Raw genomic sequence first — 14,293 nt, forward strand, 5'->3', positions numbered from 1 at the left:
AAACCAACAGTTGTTGGCGGAGTGTGCTGTTAATGATTCTCAATTTGGCACGGGGCGTGCCTGACTGATACCATTGACGACACTAAGACTAGTATTGTCGAAAAAATCGACACCGATGGACAGATTACATGGCTATCTCTATTAAGACACCTGAAGAAATTGAAAAGATGCGCGTCGCCGGTCGTCTGGCCGCGGAAGTGCTGGAAATGATCGAGCCGTTCGTGAAGCCGGGCGTCAGCACCGGCGAACTGGATCGCATCTGTAATGACTATATCGTTAACGAGCAGCACGCGGTTTCCGCCTGTCTCGGCTACCACGGTTTCCCGAAATCCGTCTGCATCTCTATTAATGAAGTGGTTTGCCACGGTATTCCGGACGACGAAAAACTGCTTAAAGATGGCGACATCGTCAACATCGACGTGACCGTCATTAAAGACGAGTACCACGGTGACACCTCGAAGATGTTCATCGTTGGCAAACCAACGATTCTGGGCGAGCGTCTGTGCAAAGTGACGCAAGAGAGCCTGTACCTGGCGCTGAAAATGGTTAAGCCGGGCATCCGCCTGCGCACCCTCGGTGCCGCAATTCAGAAATTCGTGGAAGCGGAAGGTTTCTCCGTGGTGCGCGAATACTGCGGTCACGGCATTGGCCGCGTCTTCCATGAAGAGCCGCAGGTTCTGCACTATGATGCCGATGACGGCGGCGTGGTGCTGCAAAAAGGGATGACCTTCACCATCGAACCGATGGTCAACGCCGGTGACTACCGCATCCGCACTATGAAAGACGGCTGGACGGTGAAAACCAAAGACAGAAGCTTGTCTGCCCAGTACGAGCATACTATTGTGGTAACGGACAACGGCTGCGAAATTATGACGTTGCGCAAGGATGACACCATCCCGGCGATACTGACGAACATTGAGTGATAAGAAGCCGGCAAATGCCGGCTTTTTTAATGGCGATAGCTTTTTCTTATGGGTGGCGCACGATGAGTAATCTATTACCCGAACAGTATGCTAACACAGCACTTCCCACCCTCCCCGACCAGCCCGATAACCCGGGCGTCTGGCCGCCGCACGAGCTGACCTGCGCGCACATAAAAGCCCATATGGATGTTTTCCACCGCTGGCTGGGCAGCGCGTTCGACGCGGGCGTCTCTGCCGAGCAGCTCATCGAAGCGCGCACCGAATTTATCGATCAGCTGCTGCAGCGTCTGTGGATCGACTACGGTTTCGGGCAGGTGAGCGACGTCGCGCTGGTTGCCGTCGGGGGCTATGGCCGCGGGGAGCTGCATCCGCTTTCCGATATCGACCTGCTGATCCTGAGCCGCAAAAAGCTGCCGGACGAACAGGCGCAGAAAATAGGCGAGCTGCTGACTCTGCTGTGGGACGTCAAGCTTGAAGTGGGCCACAGCGTGCGCACCCTGGAAGAGTGCCTGCTGGAGGGGTTATCTGACCTGACCGTCGCCACCAACCTGATTGAAACCCGCCTGCTGATTGGTGACGTCGCGCTGTTCCTGGAGCTGCAAAAGCATATTTTCAGCGACGGCTTCTGGCCATCTGAGAAATTCTTCGCCGCCAAGGTCGAGGAGCAAAACCAGCGCCACCAGCGCTACCACGGCACCAGCTATAATCTTGAACCTGATATTAAAAGCAGCCCCGGCGGCCTGCGCGACATCCACACGTTACAGTGGGTCGCCCGTCGCCACTTTGGTGCCACCTCGATGGACGAGATGGTCGGCTTTGGCTTCCTGACCGAGGCCGAGCGTAACGAGCTGAACGAGTGTCTGCACCTGCTGTGGCGCATCCGTTTTGCCCTGCATCTGGAAGTGACCCGCTACGATAACCGCCTGCTGTTTGACCGTCAGCTCAGTGTAGCGCAGCGGCTGAACTATCAGGGCGAAGGCAACGAGCCGGTTGAGCAGATGATGAAGGATTTCTTCCGCGTCACCCGCCGGGTCACCGAGCTGAACCAGATGCTGTTGCAGCTGTTCGACGAGGCCATTCTGGCCCTGACTGCCGACGAAAAGCCGCGCCCGATTGATGACGAATTCCAGCTGCGCGGCACGCTTATCGATCTGCGCGACGAAACGCTGTTTATCCGTGAGCCGGAAGCGATCCTGCGGATGTTCTACACCATGGTGCGCAACAGCACCATCACCGGGATCTACTCCACCACCCTGCGCCATCTGCGCCACGCGCGTCGCCATCTGACGCAGCCTTTGTGTTACATCCCGGAAGCGCGCTCGCTGTTCCTGAGCATGCTCCGCCATCCGGGTGCCGTCAGCCGCGGGCTGCTGCCGATGCACCGCCACAGCGTGCTGTGGGCCTATATGCCGCAGTGGTCGCACATCGTTGGGCAGATGCAGTTCGATCTGTTCCACGCCTACACGGTGGATGAACACACCATCCGCGTGATGCTCAAGCTGGAAAGCTTTGCCAAAGAAGAGACGCGCTCCCGCCACCCGCTGTGCGTGGAGCTGTGGCCGCGCCTGACCCATCCGGAACTGATCCTGATTGCCGCCCTGTTCCACGACATCGCCAAGGGCCGCGGTGGCGATCACTCGGTGCTGGGCGCACAGGACGTGCTGAAATTTGCCGAACTGCACGGTCTCAATTCGCGCGAAACGCAGCTGGTCGCCTGGCTGGTGCGTCATCACCTGCTGATGTCGGTCACCGCCCAGCGTCGCGATATTCAGGACCCTGAGGTTATTAAGCAGTTCGCCGAAGAAGTTCAAACGGAAAACCGTCTGCGCTATCTGGTCTGCCTGACGGTGGCCGATATTTGCGCCACCAACGAGACCCTGTGGAACAGCTGGAAGCAGAGCCTGCTGCGCGAGCTGTACTTCGCCACCGAAAAACAGCTGCGACGCGGGATGCAAAACACCCCGGACATGCGCGAGCGCGTGCGTCATCACCAGCTGCAGGCGCTGGCGCTGCTGCGGATGGACAACATTGATGAAGAAGCACTGCATCAGATTTGGGCCCGCTGCCGTGCCAACTATTTTGTGCGCCACAGCCCAAACCAGCTTGCCTGGCACGCGCGGCACCTGCTGAAGCACGATCTGTCTCAACCGATGATCCTGCTGAGCCCGCAGGCCACGCGCGGCGGAACGGAGATATTCATCTGGAGCCCGGACCGGCCTTATCTGTTTGCTGCCGTCTGCGCCGAGCTGGACAGACGTAACCTGAGCGTTCACGACGCGCAGATTTTTACCACCCGCGACGGCATGGCGATGGATACCTTTATTGTGCTGGAGCCGGACGGCAGCCCGCTGTCCTCGGACAGGCATGAAGGGATACGCTTCGGTCTGGAGCAGGCAATCACGCAGCGCAGCTGGCAGCCACCGCAGCCGCGCCGTCAGCCGGCGAAACTGCGTCATTTTACCGTCGATACCGAGGTCAACTTCCTGCCGACCCACACCGACCGTAAATCGTTCCTGGAGCTGATCGCGCTCGACCAGCCAGGGCTGCTTGCCCGCGTCGGCCAGGTTTTTGCCGATCTGGGAATTTCGCTCCATGGGGCCCGAATTACAACCATTGGCGAGCGAGTAGAAGATTTATTTATAATCGCCACCGCCGACCGGCGTGCCCTTAATAATGACCTGCAGCTTGAAGTGCAACAACGGTTGACAGCAGCCCTCAATCCAAACGATAAAGGGTGACGTGTTTTTTAGTAAAATGGAAAGAGTAAACAATGCAGCAGTTACAGAACGTTATTGAGTCCGCTTTTGAGCGTCGCGCCGAGATCACTCCGGCAAATGTGGATACCGTGACCCGTGAAGCGGTAAACCAGGTTATTTCCCTGCTGGATTCCGGCGCCCTGCGCGTGGCAGAAAAAATCGACGGTCAGTGGGTCACTCATCAATGGCTGAAGAAGGCCGTGCTGCTCTCTTTCCGCATCAACGATAACCAGGTTATCGACGGAGCAGAAAGCCGCTACTTCGATAAAGTGCCAATGAAATTCGCGGATTACGACGAAGCGCGTTTCCAGAAAGAAGGCTTCCGCGTGGTACCACCGGCAGCAGTTCGTCAGGGCGCATTCATCGCACGTAACACCGTGCTGATGCCATCCTATGTGAACATCGGTGCGTACGTTGACGAAGGCACCATGGTCGATACCTGGGCAACCGTCGGTTCCTGCGCGCAGATCGGTAAAAACGTTCACCTGTCCGGCGGCGTCGGCATCGGTGGCGTTCTGGAGCCACTGCAGGCTAACCCGACCATCATCGAAGACAACTGCTTCATCGGCGCGCGTTCAGAAGTGGTTGAAGGCGTGATCGTGGAAGAAGGCTCCGTGATCTCCATGGGCGTTTACATCGGCCAGAGCACCCGCATTTACGATCGCGAAACCGGTGAAGTGCACTACGGTCGCGTTCCGGCGGGCTCAGTGGTCGTTTCCGGTAACCTGCCGTCAAAAGACGGTAAATACAGCCTGTACTGTGCCGTTATCGTGAAGAAAGTGGATGCGAAAACCCGCGGTAAAGTGGGCATCAACGAACTGCTGCGCACCATCGACTAATCCCCGACGCGTTGATAAACCGGGACGCGCCTGTGCGTCCCGGTATAATCATCAAAAACGTCCGTTTCCGCAGTCGCGATTGCCATTCCCTTTTTTCTCAACCCTGCGATATCCGCCGCCATACGCTGGCTCCCCAGCCAGAAAAGCCCGTCGAGAGCCGTCACGGCCAGACCCGACTCCAGCGCCAGCTTCAGTCGCTCACGCGGCGCTTTTACCTCTTTGGCGATCTGCCGGAAGGGCTCTGCAGTAAGCCCGGTGGGATCGATCCGCCGAATGCGGGTGCTCATGCGGTACTGAAAAGCCTCAGGAATCGCATTGAGATCGGCTTTCAGGCTGTAGACGCAGCCAAAGCGCTTGCCGTTAAAGATGACGTTCTTCTGGCTTAGCTGAAACTCATCGCGCAGCCCGGCGATAAGCTGAGGGGCGCGGGTCAGCACCAGTCGGAACGGCAGTTCGAAGCTGGTGACATAATCCACGTTCAGTAAGGCAATACGTAAACGCTCTTCCGCACCCGCCTTTAGCTGGCGGCACTCTGCGGCAACTTCTGCCCACTGGTGCGTGAGCCTTGGGCTCTCATCTGCGGCGCCAAAGCTGTATTTTTCGATCTGATAATCAATGCGTCCTGACATGTCATTATCCCCGCGGGCTACGCTTTCGTGCGATAACTTTGCCTCATTTCCCCGCTTTTGAATACCCGTCTCGCTCGCCTTTTCTCAGCTGAAGTAACAATGATGAATCTCTTTACAAGCAAGTTTGCCTCGTTACTTAATGCAAATTTTTTCTTTTAAAACATAGGTTTGTTGAAAAACAGGATTAACGATATTATTCGTGAACAGCAAATAATAATCTGGCCTTGCGGGCAATAAACGGGAATCGTGCAATGAGTAGTTACGGCAAAATAATTGGTGCGGGGATCGCAGGTCTGGTCACTCTGGCCGGGACGTATTTATTGGGAAAAAATAACGGCAAAGACGAAGGGATTGCCGAAGGGCAGCAGATCGCAAAAGCTGAATACGCCGAAAAGATCAAAAAACTCCAGACTGAACTGGCGGACAAGATGCGCGATATCAGTAAACGGGATGACTTTATCCTCGCGGCGTATGCGCTGGGGACATGCTGCATCAAGGCTAATGGCAAGCCCCCGGCGGAAAATATCGCCCTGCTGGATGATGCAGTGTCTGGTCTTGTTCCGCGGGAAAAGTTACCTCAAGCCGTTCAGCAGAAGATCGTCGAGATGGTCGAAACACCGCCCAATCTACCAACGGTTTGGTCACTTATAAATGAATATCAGCTTAACGATGCGAAAAGTCTGGAGAGGTTTAGCCTCATTGTTGGCATGATGGCAAGTCAGGATGAGCTAAGAACACAAAGCGAAAGTGATTTTATGGCCTCCTGGAACTTACTGGTTGCGGCCTGAGGACGACGGATGACAAATCTTAATGCACATCTCGCCAGAATGAAAAAGCTGCAACAGGTGCGGAATGCCCCTGCGCTAAAATCCGTGGCGACGGCGTCCGCCATCGAAGCTCATCTGACCGGAGAAGTCGATGCTGCATTTATAAAGGGGTGCGATACCGGCAGCATTTACCGCGAAGCGATCATGGGGGCCAACCTGACGGTCAGCAACGACGACGTTATGGCCCGCCTGAACGTAATCTCAACGGGCAGCGCCATCGACAATATCCTCGAACCCGTGTTTCTCAGCCTGCTCGACGGCACAATGCGCGCCTGCAATATCGGCACCCGACAAGGTGTTACCCCGTCCCGCCTGTACCAGGAGTGCCGGGCGTTCAGTTACGAAGCGCCCGAAAGAAATGCCTTTATGCTGGATAGCTACAGCGAGCACTTGAACGAGCGTCAAAACATTGACCGTTTTTCTGAACAATCGTCGTTTAACGGCGGCGAAATGACGCGCAACAACGACTCTCTGAACATGCGCGATGGTGCAAAAATGAAGGCCCGTAAAGAGAACCATTTCTCCGGTAGTCTGCGCGCTGAGGATGAATATGGTAACGGCACGATCTACCAGTACAAAAAACATGCGAAAAGCGAGGGAGAGCAGAAGCAGGCTGCCGAAGTCGATCATGTCGTCTCCTGCGCCGAAGTATGCAATAACCTCAAAAGCAACAAGGCTCTGAAGCTTGATGACATCAAAAATATTCTCAATATTGACGAAAATTATGCTGTTACCAGCATGCAAAACAACCGTGGCGAGAAAACCGGTAAGTTCGCTAAAACCCGCGAAGAACTCCAGCAGGAGATCGATCAGGGCTTTGTAGTTGTCAAAAAAGGGAAAAAAGATGTCGCGCATCCGCTGACAGAAGAGGAAATCAAAACGCGGCAGGTGATGGTCGAGAAAATGGACATCGCGCAGCAAACGATGGATACCAAAACCAATGAAACCGTATTTGATAATATCCGCAAGGATCGCGACGTCCAAAAAGTTCTGGCGAAAGATGCGGCCCAGGCATCAGGTCATCAGTCGCTGGGCGATCTCATTCTCTTCATTATCAAGCCTCTTTACTATGAGCTGCGCAGCTGTTTAACGCACGGTATTGAAGCTGGCGTAAGTGCGAGCGATTTTTCGCAGGCTCTGTCGATTCGTCTTGGTCGCATGAAAGATCACATTCTCAAAAACGCTGTCGTTTTATTAAAAGATGTTGCCGTCGGCTTTATTAAAAATTTCGTGTCGATGCTGCTGGAAGGGATTGTTAACTGCTTCGTTGGCGTGTTTAAAAACATCATGCGGATGGTAAAAGAAGGCTTTAAGGTGCTGATGCAGACGGTACCGATCCTCAGGGATAAACACAGCAGTATGGCCCAAAAAGGCGATGCCATTCTTAAGCTTGTAGCAGGTTCTCTTTCCGTCTTTGCGGCTATTGGCCTTGAGTCATGGCTCAGCGGCCTTGGTCTACCAGGACCGCTCCCCATTTTACTCTCATCGGTCCTGACCGCCGTGATTACGGCGCTGGTGATGTTCCTGCTGGATAAGCTCGATCTGTTCGGCGTCAATCAGGCAATCAAAAAACAGCGGATCGACGAACTGTTGGAACAGGAAATTACCACCACGGAAAGCGAAATGCTGGCCTCCATCGCCTTACTGCGCTAGCGCTCAGATCGTCAGGTTTTGGTATTAAAGTGATTTCCACTTGACGTAGTCGTTAAAAACAACAATAAACGAGTGGGGGCAATGCACCTTCCCTGCCCGGTAATTTCAGTGAAATGTAATCAGGATCGACCCCGCTTTTTTTGTATATGAGGGTGGCAAAAAGGAATTTTTTCATTAATTATTCAAAGGTTATGTTGAGATAAGGGTACCGCTATGTACGATAATCTGAAAAGTCTGGGCATTACCAATCCTGATGAAATCGATCGTTACAGCCTTCGCCAGGAAGCCAACAACGACATTTTAAAAATCTATTTTCACAAGGATAAAGGAGAGTTTTTCGCCAAGAGCGTGAAGTTTAAATATCCACGCCAGCGTAAGACCGTCGTCGCTGACGGCGTAGGACAAGGGTACAAAGAGGTGCAGGAAATCAGCCCTAACCTGCGCTATGTGATCGATGAACTCGATCAGATTTGCCAGCGCGATCGCACCGAAGTCGATCTCAAGCGTAAGATCCTAGACGATCTGCGTCACCTTGAAAGCGTTGTCACCAACAAGATCAGCGAAATTGAAGCGGATCTTGAGAAATTAACGCGGAAATAAAAGCAAAACGGCAATCCCTGATTGCCGTTTTAGTGTTTGCGCCCTCTCCCTGTGGGAGAGGGATGGGGTGAGGGCACCAGACCGCACTCAGTCATCTCTGTTCGTCCAGCTGCAACGCGACATAGAGCAGCAGCCTGTCGTCAAAGTTCCCCAAATCCAGCCCCGTCAGCTCCGAGATCCGGTTTAGCCGGTACTCAAGCGTATTGCGGTGAATAAACAGCGCTTTTGAGGTCGCCAGCGGTTGCACGTTATGGCGAAACCACGCCTGCAGCGTCCGGCGCAGCAACCCATTGTTGTCCATCGCCTTCAGGCGCGCTAATGGCCGCGCCAGCTCATTGGCCTGCCAGCCGCCGCGCAGGCTGTCGAGCAGCACCGGCAGCATCAGATCCTGATAGAAATAACTGCGGCTCTCCGGCATCCGCTGCTTGCCCACCATCATGGTGGTGCGCGCGGTACGCCAGGACCGGGCGATGCTGCCCGGCCCGGTAAAGTAATTGCCCAGGGCAACGCGAAAACGCAACTGGCCGTTCTCCTGCATACGGGAAATCAGCAGTTCCACGCGACGACGATGATCTTCCGCATCCCAGCGGCCGAACGCATTGAGCGCGGGTTTGAGTACCACCATTTCCGTCAGCGAGACGATCGCCACCAGGTTGTCGCGCTCCGGCGTCGCCAGCGCATTTTGCAGCTGCTGCAGCTCGGCCATCGCGCTGTCTACGCCAAGCTGTCCGCTATCGACCTCAATCACCGCCACCACGCGCGGCTGGTTCAGATCGATCCCCAGGCGCTGCGCCCATTCGCTGAGTGCAGGCGTATGTTCTTCCGCCTGAATCAGGTTCATCACCAGCTCTTCACGTAAGCGGCTGTCCTGAGCAAGCAGATGCATCAGACGCGACTGCTCCAGCATCATTTCCGCCGTCATACAGACCAGCTCGCCGTATTTACGCAGGGATTCCGGTTCGCCCGTCAGGCCGATGACGCCAACAATTTCCCCTTCCAGACGCAGCGGCAGGTTGATCCCCTGACGCACGCCGTGCAGGTGTTTTGCTACCGCATCATCGATATCAACCACGCGGCCCTGAGAGAGCACCAGCAGGGCTCCTTCGTGCAATTCCCCAATACGCTCGCGATCGCCGCTGCCAATAATGCGCCCGCGGGCATCCATTACGTTGATATTGGTATCAATGATGCGCATGGTGCGCGCCACGATATCCTGCGCCATTTTGGTATCAAGATGCCAGCCAGCCATGTAACCCTCCTGTGAGCAGAGCTCAAGCATAGGGAAGTTCAGCAGCGACTGCATTGTGCGAATGCACAAAATGAGAGGGGGAAGTATGGAGTTGCGGTAGGCGTCACAGAAACGAGAAAGCCCCTGCGTACAGGGGCTTAAGAGAATTACTGCATCAGCAGGTAAATTGAGGTGTCACCGCGCTGGATATTCAGCGCCAGCACGGACGGTTTGCTGTCGAGAATTTTGCGCAGTTCAGCGATGTTTTTCACCGGTTGCTGGTTAGCCCCCATGATCACATCGCCTTTTTTCAGGCCGATACGGGCAGCAGGTGAATTTGCTTTCACGTTGTTCACCACCACGCCTTTGTCCTGGCCCTTGTTACTCATCTCTGCGCCTTCAATTCCGCTGAAGATGGTGCTGGAGTCCACCTGATTCTGGCTGCTCTGCTGCAGCTCCAGGCTTACGTTAACCGGTTTGCCGTCACGCAGCAGGCCAAGGGTCACTTTGCTGCCAATTGGCATCGAGCCCACTTCCGCACGCAGGGCGGCAAAGCTACTGATCGGTTTACCGTTCAGAGAGGTGATCACATCACCCGCTTTAATGCCCGCCTTCGCTGCAGAGGAGTTCGGCATAACCTGGCTGACGAACGCACCGCGCTGCGCATCCACCTTCATCGCTTTCGCCAGCTCGGAGTTCAGCTCGGTACCCATAATACCCAGCTCACCGCGTTTCACCTGGCCGTACTGCACCATCTGAGCAGTCAGGTTTTTCACCATGTTGCTCGGGATAGCAAAGCCGATCCCGATGTTACCGCCGTCCGGTGCCAGAATAGCGGTGTTGATACCGATCAGCTCGCCGTTCAGGTTCACCAGCGCACCGCCGGAGTTACCGCGGTTGATTGCCGCGTCCGTCTGGATGAAGTTTTCATAGTTTTCCGCATTCAGGCCGCTACGGCCCAGCGCAGAGACGATACCCGAGGTCACGGTTTCACCCAGACCGAACGGGTTACCGATAGCGACGGTGTAATCGCCCACGCGCAGCGCATCGGAGTCGGCAATTTTAATCGCCGTCAGGTTCTTCGGATCCTGAATCTGGATCAGCGCGATGTCGGAGCGCGGATCTTTACCCACCACTTTAGCATCGAATTTACGACCATCGCTCAGCTGTACTTTAATGGTGCTGGCGTTATCCACAACGTGGTTGTTGGTGACCACGTAGCCTTTTGCGGCATCAATAATCACACCGGAACCAAGCGCCATGAATTTCTGTTGCTGGCCGCCGCCCTGGCCGTCATCCCCTGCGCCACCGCCCTGACAGAACGGAGAACTCTGGAACGGCGAACCGTCCTGGCAGAACGGTGAATTGTCACCGAAGAACTGCTGGAAGTTACGCGGCATGCGCGGCGTATTGACGGTCGTGCTGCCCTCAACGTTAATACTCACCACCGATGGCATCACTTTTTCGAGCATCGGTGCCAGGCTTGGCATCTGCTGCGCGGTTGCTGCCGACGACGCGGTCTCGGCTGCAGTAGCAGTCAGAGGAGACAGCGCTAAACCTAAACTCAGAGCCAGTGCACTCATTGCTAATGTGGTTTTTTTCATGTTTCTCAATCTCGATTTACAGGTAACGCAAAATTGCTGTGTAACTCAGATTCATTTTATACCGCTTAGTTCCGGCCATAAGTTTATGGAAAAGGTAAAAATTTATTGGCCTTCTTTACAAAACTCCGGAATTATTCCACGGCCATGAGCTTGCGGTATTCATCCCAGGCATACAAATCGGTCATGCCGCTGATATAGTCCTGGATTAGACGGCAGCGATAATAATATTCCATCACCGGCCATTCCAGAGCGTGGCGATCCAGCTTACCCATCGCTTCGACATACGCCAGCCGATGGCGGGTAGAAAGTTTCTGATAAAGCCGGGATTCGATAGGAATTCGCCGCACGCGTTCTTTTTCCACCAGCTCGCTAAACTCCTCGACGGAGAGTTGAAGCAACGGTGAATAAATTTCCAGTAATCCACTGATTACACGGTATCCCTGCAGTTCCAGCTGCTCGACATCAGGATGGCTGAACACATGCCGCATCGCCACATGTTTATAAAGCTCAAGGAGTTGGCTGAAACTGCTGTCATCTTCCAGCAGCGCATGATTGAATTCCCCGCTAAAGATTTGCGGCAAATTATCAATAAAGCGCGAGGCGGCATACGGCACCAGTTTATTTAATGTATTGACCCGCAAATACATAAAGAACTGATCTTCCGTACTGCGGCTCAACGTATTTGAGCGCGATTTTTCCCAGGCATTTTCGACAACCTGCGCAAACAGCGATCCTTTTTCATGGGCTCCCCATGCCGCATAAAGATGCTGATAAAGCTCCTCGACGCTGAATATTCTTTTCTCAACGGCATCTTCCAGGTCAGCCACGCAATAGGAAATATCGTCGGCGGCTTCCATAATCCACGTCAATGGGAATCGGCCGTTTGGCGTCAGGGAAAGTTCTTTACGCAGCCGTTCTATATAGGCCTCTTCGGAAAGGTAATAGCCCGGTTTTTTCATTAAATAGCTGTGGGATGCGGGCGTCTCCCCCGTCCACCACGCGGGACGCGTATATTTCAAAATGCAGCCAACCTGCGCCCAGGTCAGGTTCATGCGCATCAGGGAGTGCACCAGCCGGATCCCCTGCGCGTTGCCCTCAAAGTGACAGAGATCCTGGCGCACTTTACGGCGCAGATCGTTCAGCCCTTCTTCGCCTTCACGCAGGCGTAAATCGCGCACGATGCAGCGGTCATCGCTGAGTGGCTGGCTTGCCGCATCCGACGGATAAAGCCGTTGTTTAAACCAGTCATTAATAGCCGCCTCGCCAAAATGGCCAAAAGGCGGGTTGCCGATGTCATGCATCAGGCAGGCCATCTCAACGATGCTCTCGAAAGGCCCCGTCAGCTCATCCAGGCCATAGGTTTCCAGTAAACGCTGCTCTTTGAGGCGGCTTAAAATCTCTTTGGCAATATAACGCCCGACCTGCTGCACTTCCATGGAGTGGGTTAAGCGCGTGCGCACCGCGGCGTTACGCTCCAGCGGGAATACCTGGGTCTTTTGCTGCAGACGCCGGATGGCGGGCGAGTTAATAATCCTGCCGCGATCGCTTTCGAAGATACGCAGGATCTCATGTTCGCTCTTTTCGCCCTGCGGCGAACGGAAACGTCGGTGCCAGTTAATTTTGGTACGAAAATCGATTGGTGACATGTGCTCCCCCGCGTGAGAATGCGTTTCCCCTTAACCGCATGATAGACTATGCCTCTTAACAAGGCACATCGCGAGTAAATCTATGAAAATCGGCATTATTGGTGCAATGGAAGAAGAAGTTACGCTCCTGCGTGACAAAATTGAGAACCGTCAGACCCTCTCTCTCGGGGGTTGTGAGATCTACACCGGGCAGCTGAACGGTGTTGAGGTGGCTCTGCTGAAATCAGGCATCGGTAAAGTGGCTGCTGCGCTGGGTGCGACCCTGCTGCTTGAGCGCTGCAAGCCGGACGTCATCATTAACACGGGCTCAGCAGGCGGTCTGGCACCGACGCTGAAAGTGGGCGATATCGTTGTCTCCGACGAAGCGCGTTACCACGATGCTGACGTCACCGCGTTCGGCTACGAATACGGCCAGCTTCCGGGCTGCCCGGCAGGGTTTAAAGCTGACGATAAACTGATAGCGGCGGCTGAAGCCTGCATTGCTGAGCTCAATCTCAACGCGGTACGCGGCCTGATTGTCAGCGGTGATGCGTTCATCAATGGCTCGGTCGGTCTGGCGAAAATCCGTCATAACTTCCCGCAGGCGGTTGCCGTAGAGATGGAAGCGACCGCGATTGCGCACGTTTGCCACAATTTCAGCGTACCGTTCGTGGTGGTTCGCGCCATCTCTGACGTGGCAGACCAGCAGTCTCACATCAGCTTCGACGAGTTCCTGGCCGTTGCGGCAAAACAGTCCACCGTGATGGTGGAACGCCTGGTGCAGAACCTGGCGCGTGGCTAAACGATCTATCAGGGCGCTGGCCGCCCTGCTGCTGCTTGCACCGGCGTGGCTGTTCGCCGCGCCGCGTGTGATTACCCTCTCTCCCGCTAACACCGAACTGGCGTTTGCCGCCGGGATCACCCCCGTTGGCGTCAGCAGCTTTTCAGATTACCCCCCACAGGCGGCCGGCATTGAACAAGTGGCAACCTGGCAAGGGATGAATCTTGAGCGCATTGTGGCGCTTAAGCCGGATCTCGTGCTGGCCTGGCGCGGCGGTAACGCCGAGCGGCAGGTTAACCAGCTCACCTCGCTTGGCATCAAGGTCATGTGGGTTGACGCGGTAAGTATTGAGCAGGTCGCTCAGGCTCTGCGCGCCCTGGCCCCTTATAGCCCTGCGCCTCAAAAAGCCGTGAGTGCGGCGAACCAGATGCTCAGCGACTATGCCGCGCTGAAAGCCCAATACGATACGCCTGTTAAAAAGCGCATCTTCCTGCAGTTCGGCAGCCAGCCGCTGTTTACCACCGGAAAAGGCTCAATTCAGAACCAGGTGCTGGAAGTGTGCGGCGGTGAAAATATCTTTGCTGCCAGCCGGGTACCGTGGCCTCAGGTGAGCCGTGAGCAGGTTCTGGCGCGCCAGCCGCAGGCCATCGTCGTGGTCGGAAATGCGAGCGAGATTCCTAAAATTAAACAATTCTGGCAGAGCCAGCTAAAAATTCCGGTGATCCCACTCAACGGTGACTGGTTTGAACGCGCCAGCCCGCGTATTATCCTCGCCGCAAAACAGCTCTGTGCCGCTCTGGCAGAGGGTCATTAACATTTGTTCGAGGA

The 14,293-nt window shown here is 54.9% G+C and carries 12 protein-coding genes; 8 read left to right on the forward strand and 4 right to left on the reverse strand.

Features of this window, described 5'->3' with window-relative positions; genetic code table 11:
* Positions 1-128 precede the first annotated feature (128 nt).
* The 3 genes from map to dapD all read left to right on the forward strand — a co-directional run bounded on the left by map (position 129) and on the right by dapD (position 4,518).
* The gene (gene map, locus IM265_RS15840) at positions 129-923 is read left to right on the forward strand and encodes a type I methionyl aminopeptidase (protein WP_028015578.1); all 795 of its coding nucleotides are present in this window, start codon (positions 129-131) and stop codon (positions 921-923) included.
* Positions 924-985: 62 nt separating this feature from the next.
* Complete coding sequence (glnD, locus tag IM265_RS15845) at positions 986-3,661, forward strand: bifunctional uridylyltransferase/uridylyl-removing protein GlnD (protein ID WP_008501914.1); 2,676 nt, start codon at positions 986-988, stop codon at positions 3,659-3,661.
* A 32-nt stretch (positions 3,662-3,693) separates the two neighbouring features.
* The gene (dapD, locus tag IM265_RS15850; RefSeq protein WP_008501915.1) at positions 3,694-4,518 is read left to right on the forward strand and encodes a 2,3,4,5-tetrahydropyridine-2,6-dicarboxylate N-succinyltransferase; all 825 of its coding nucleotides are present in this window, start codon (positions 3,694-3,696) and stop codon (positions 4,516-4,518) included.
* On the opposite strand, the gene IM265_RS15855 is transcribed toward dapD, so the two are convergent.
* Positions 4,515-5,147 carry a DNA-binding protein gene (locus IM265_RS15855; RefSeq protein ID WP_041911197.1) on the reverse strand — a complete coding sequence of 211 codons (633 nt, stop codon included), beginning with the start codon at positions 5,145-5,147 and terminating at the stop codon, positions 4,515-4,517. The genes dapD and IM265_RS15855 overlap by 4 nt on opposite strands.
* Positions 5,148-5,398: 251 nt before the next feature.
* On the opposite strand from IM265_RS15855, the gene IM265_RS15860 reads away from it, so the two are divergent.
* The 3 genes from IM265_RS15860 to IM265_RS15870 all read left to right on the forward strand — a co-directional run bounded on the left by IM265_RS15860 (position 5,399) and on the right by IM265_RS15870 (position 8,227).
* Positions 5,399-5,935 (forward strand): hypothetical protein, encoded by a 537-nt coding sequence (locus IM265_RS15860; protein ID WP_126326328.1) that lies wholly within the window; start codon positions 5,399-5,401, stop codon positions 5,933-5,935.
* Positions 5,936-5,944: 9 nt separating this feature from the next.
* On the forward strand, positions 5,945-7,627 hold the full coding sequence (locus IM265_RS15865) for a hypothetical protein (protein ID WP_182035421.1): 1,683 nt from the start codon (positions 5,945-5,947) through the stop codon (positions 7,625-7,627).
* Between the two features lie 213 nt (positions 7,628-7,840).
* Complete coding sequence (locus IM265_RS15870; protein WP_014168696.1) at positions 7,841-8,227, forward strand: DUF3461 family protein; 387 nt, start codon at positions 7,841-7,843, stop codon at positions 8,225-8,227.
* Positions 8,228-8,318: 91 nt separating this feature from the next.
* Here IM265_RS15870 and cdaR read toward each other — a convergent pair whose 3' ends face one another.
* The 3 genes from cdaR to dgt form a co-directional block, all read right to left on the reverse strand.
* A complete protein-coding gene (cdaR, locus tag IM265_RS15875) occupies positions 8,319-9,476 on the reverse strand; it encodes a DNA-binding transcriptional regulator CdaR (protein WP_032644978.1) in 1,158 nt (385 codons plus the stop codon).
* A 146-nt stretch (positions 9,477-9,622) separates the two neighbouring features.
* The gene (gene degP / locus IM265_RS15880; RefSeq protein WP_028015572.1) at positions 9,623-11,059 is read right to left on the reverse strand and encodes a serine endoprotease DegP; all 1,437 of its coding nucleotides are present in this window, start codon (positions 11,057-11,059) and stop codon (positions 9,623-9,625) included.
* Between the two features lie 131 nt (positions 11,060-11,190).
* On the reverse strand, positions 11,191-12,705 hold the full coding sequence (gene dgt / locus IM265_RS15885) for a dGTPase (RefSeq protein WP_182035420.1): 1,515 nt from the start codon (positions 12,703-12,705) through the stop codon (positions 11,191-11,193).
* Positions 12,706-12,787: 82 nt separating this feature from the next.
* On the opposite strand from dgt, the gene mtnN reads away from it, so the two are divergent.
* Together mtnN and btuF are read left to right on the forward strand one after the other, a co-directional pair.
* Complete coding sequence (gene mtnN, locus IM265_RS15890) at positions 12,788-13,486, forward strand: 5'-methylthioadenosine/S-adenosylhomocysteine nucleosidase (RefSeq protein WP_028015570.1); 699 nt, start codon at positions 12,788-12,790, stop codon at positions 13,484-13,486.
* The gene (gene btuF / locus IM265_RS15895) at positions 13,479-14,279 is read left to right on the forward strand and encodes a vitamin B12 ABC transporter substrate-binding protein BtuF (RefSeq protein ID WP_048961427.1); all 801 of its coding nucleotides are present in this window, start codon (positions 13,479-13,481) and stop codon (positions 14,277-14,279) included. Before mtnN ends, btuF begins: the two co-directional genes overlap by 8 nt.
* Positions 14,280-14,293: the final 14 nt, after the last annotated feature.

Source organism: Enterobacter cloacae complex sp. P17RS (assembly GCF_014895885.1).
Taxonomy (GTDB): Bacteria; Pseudomonadota; Gammaproteobacteria; order Enterobacterales; family Enterobacteriaceae; genus Enterobacter; species Enterobacter bugandensis.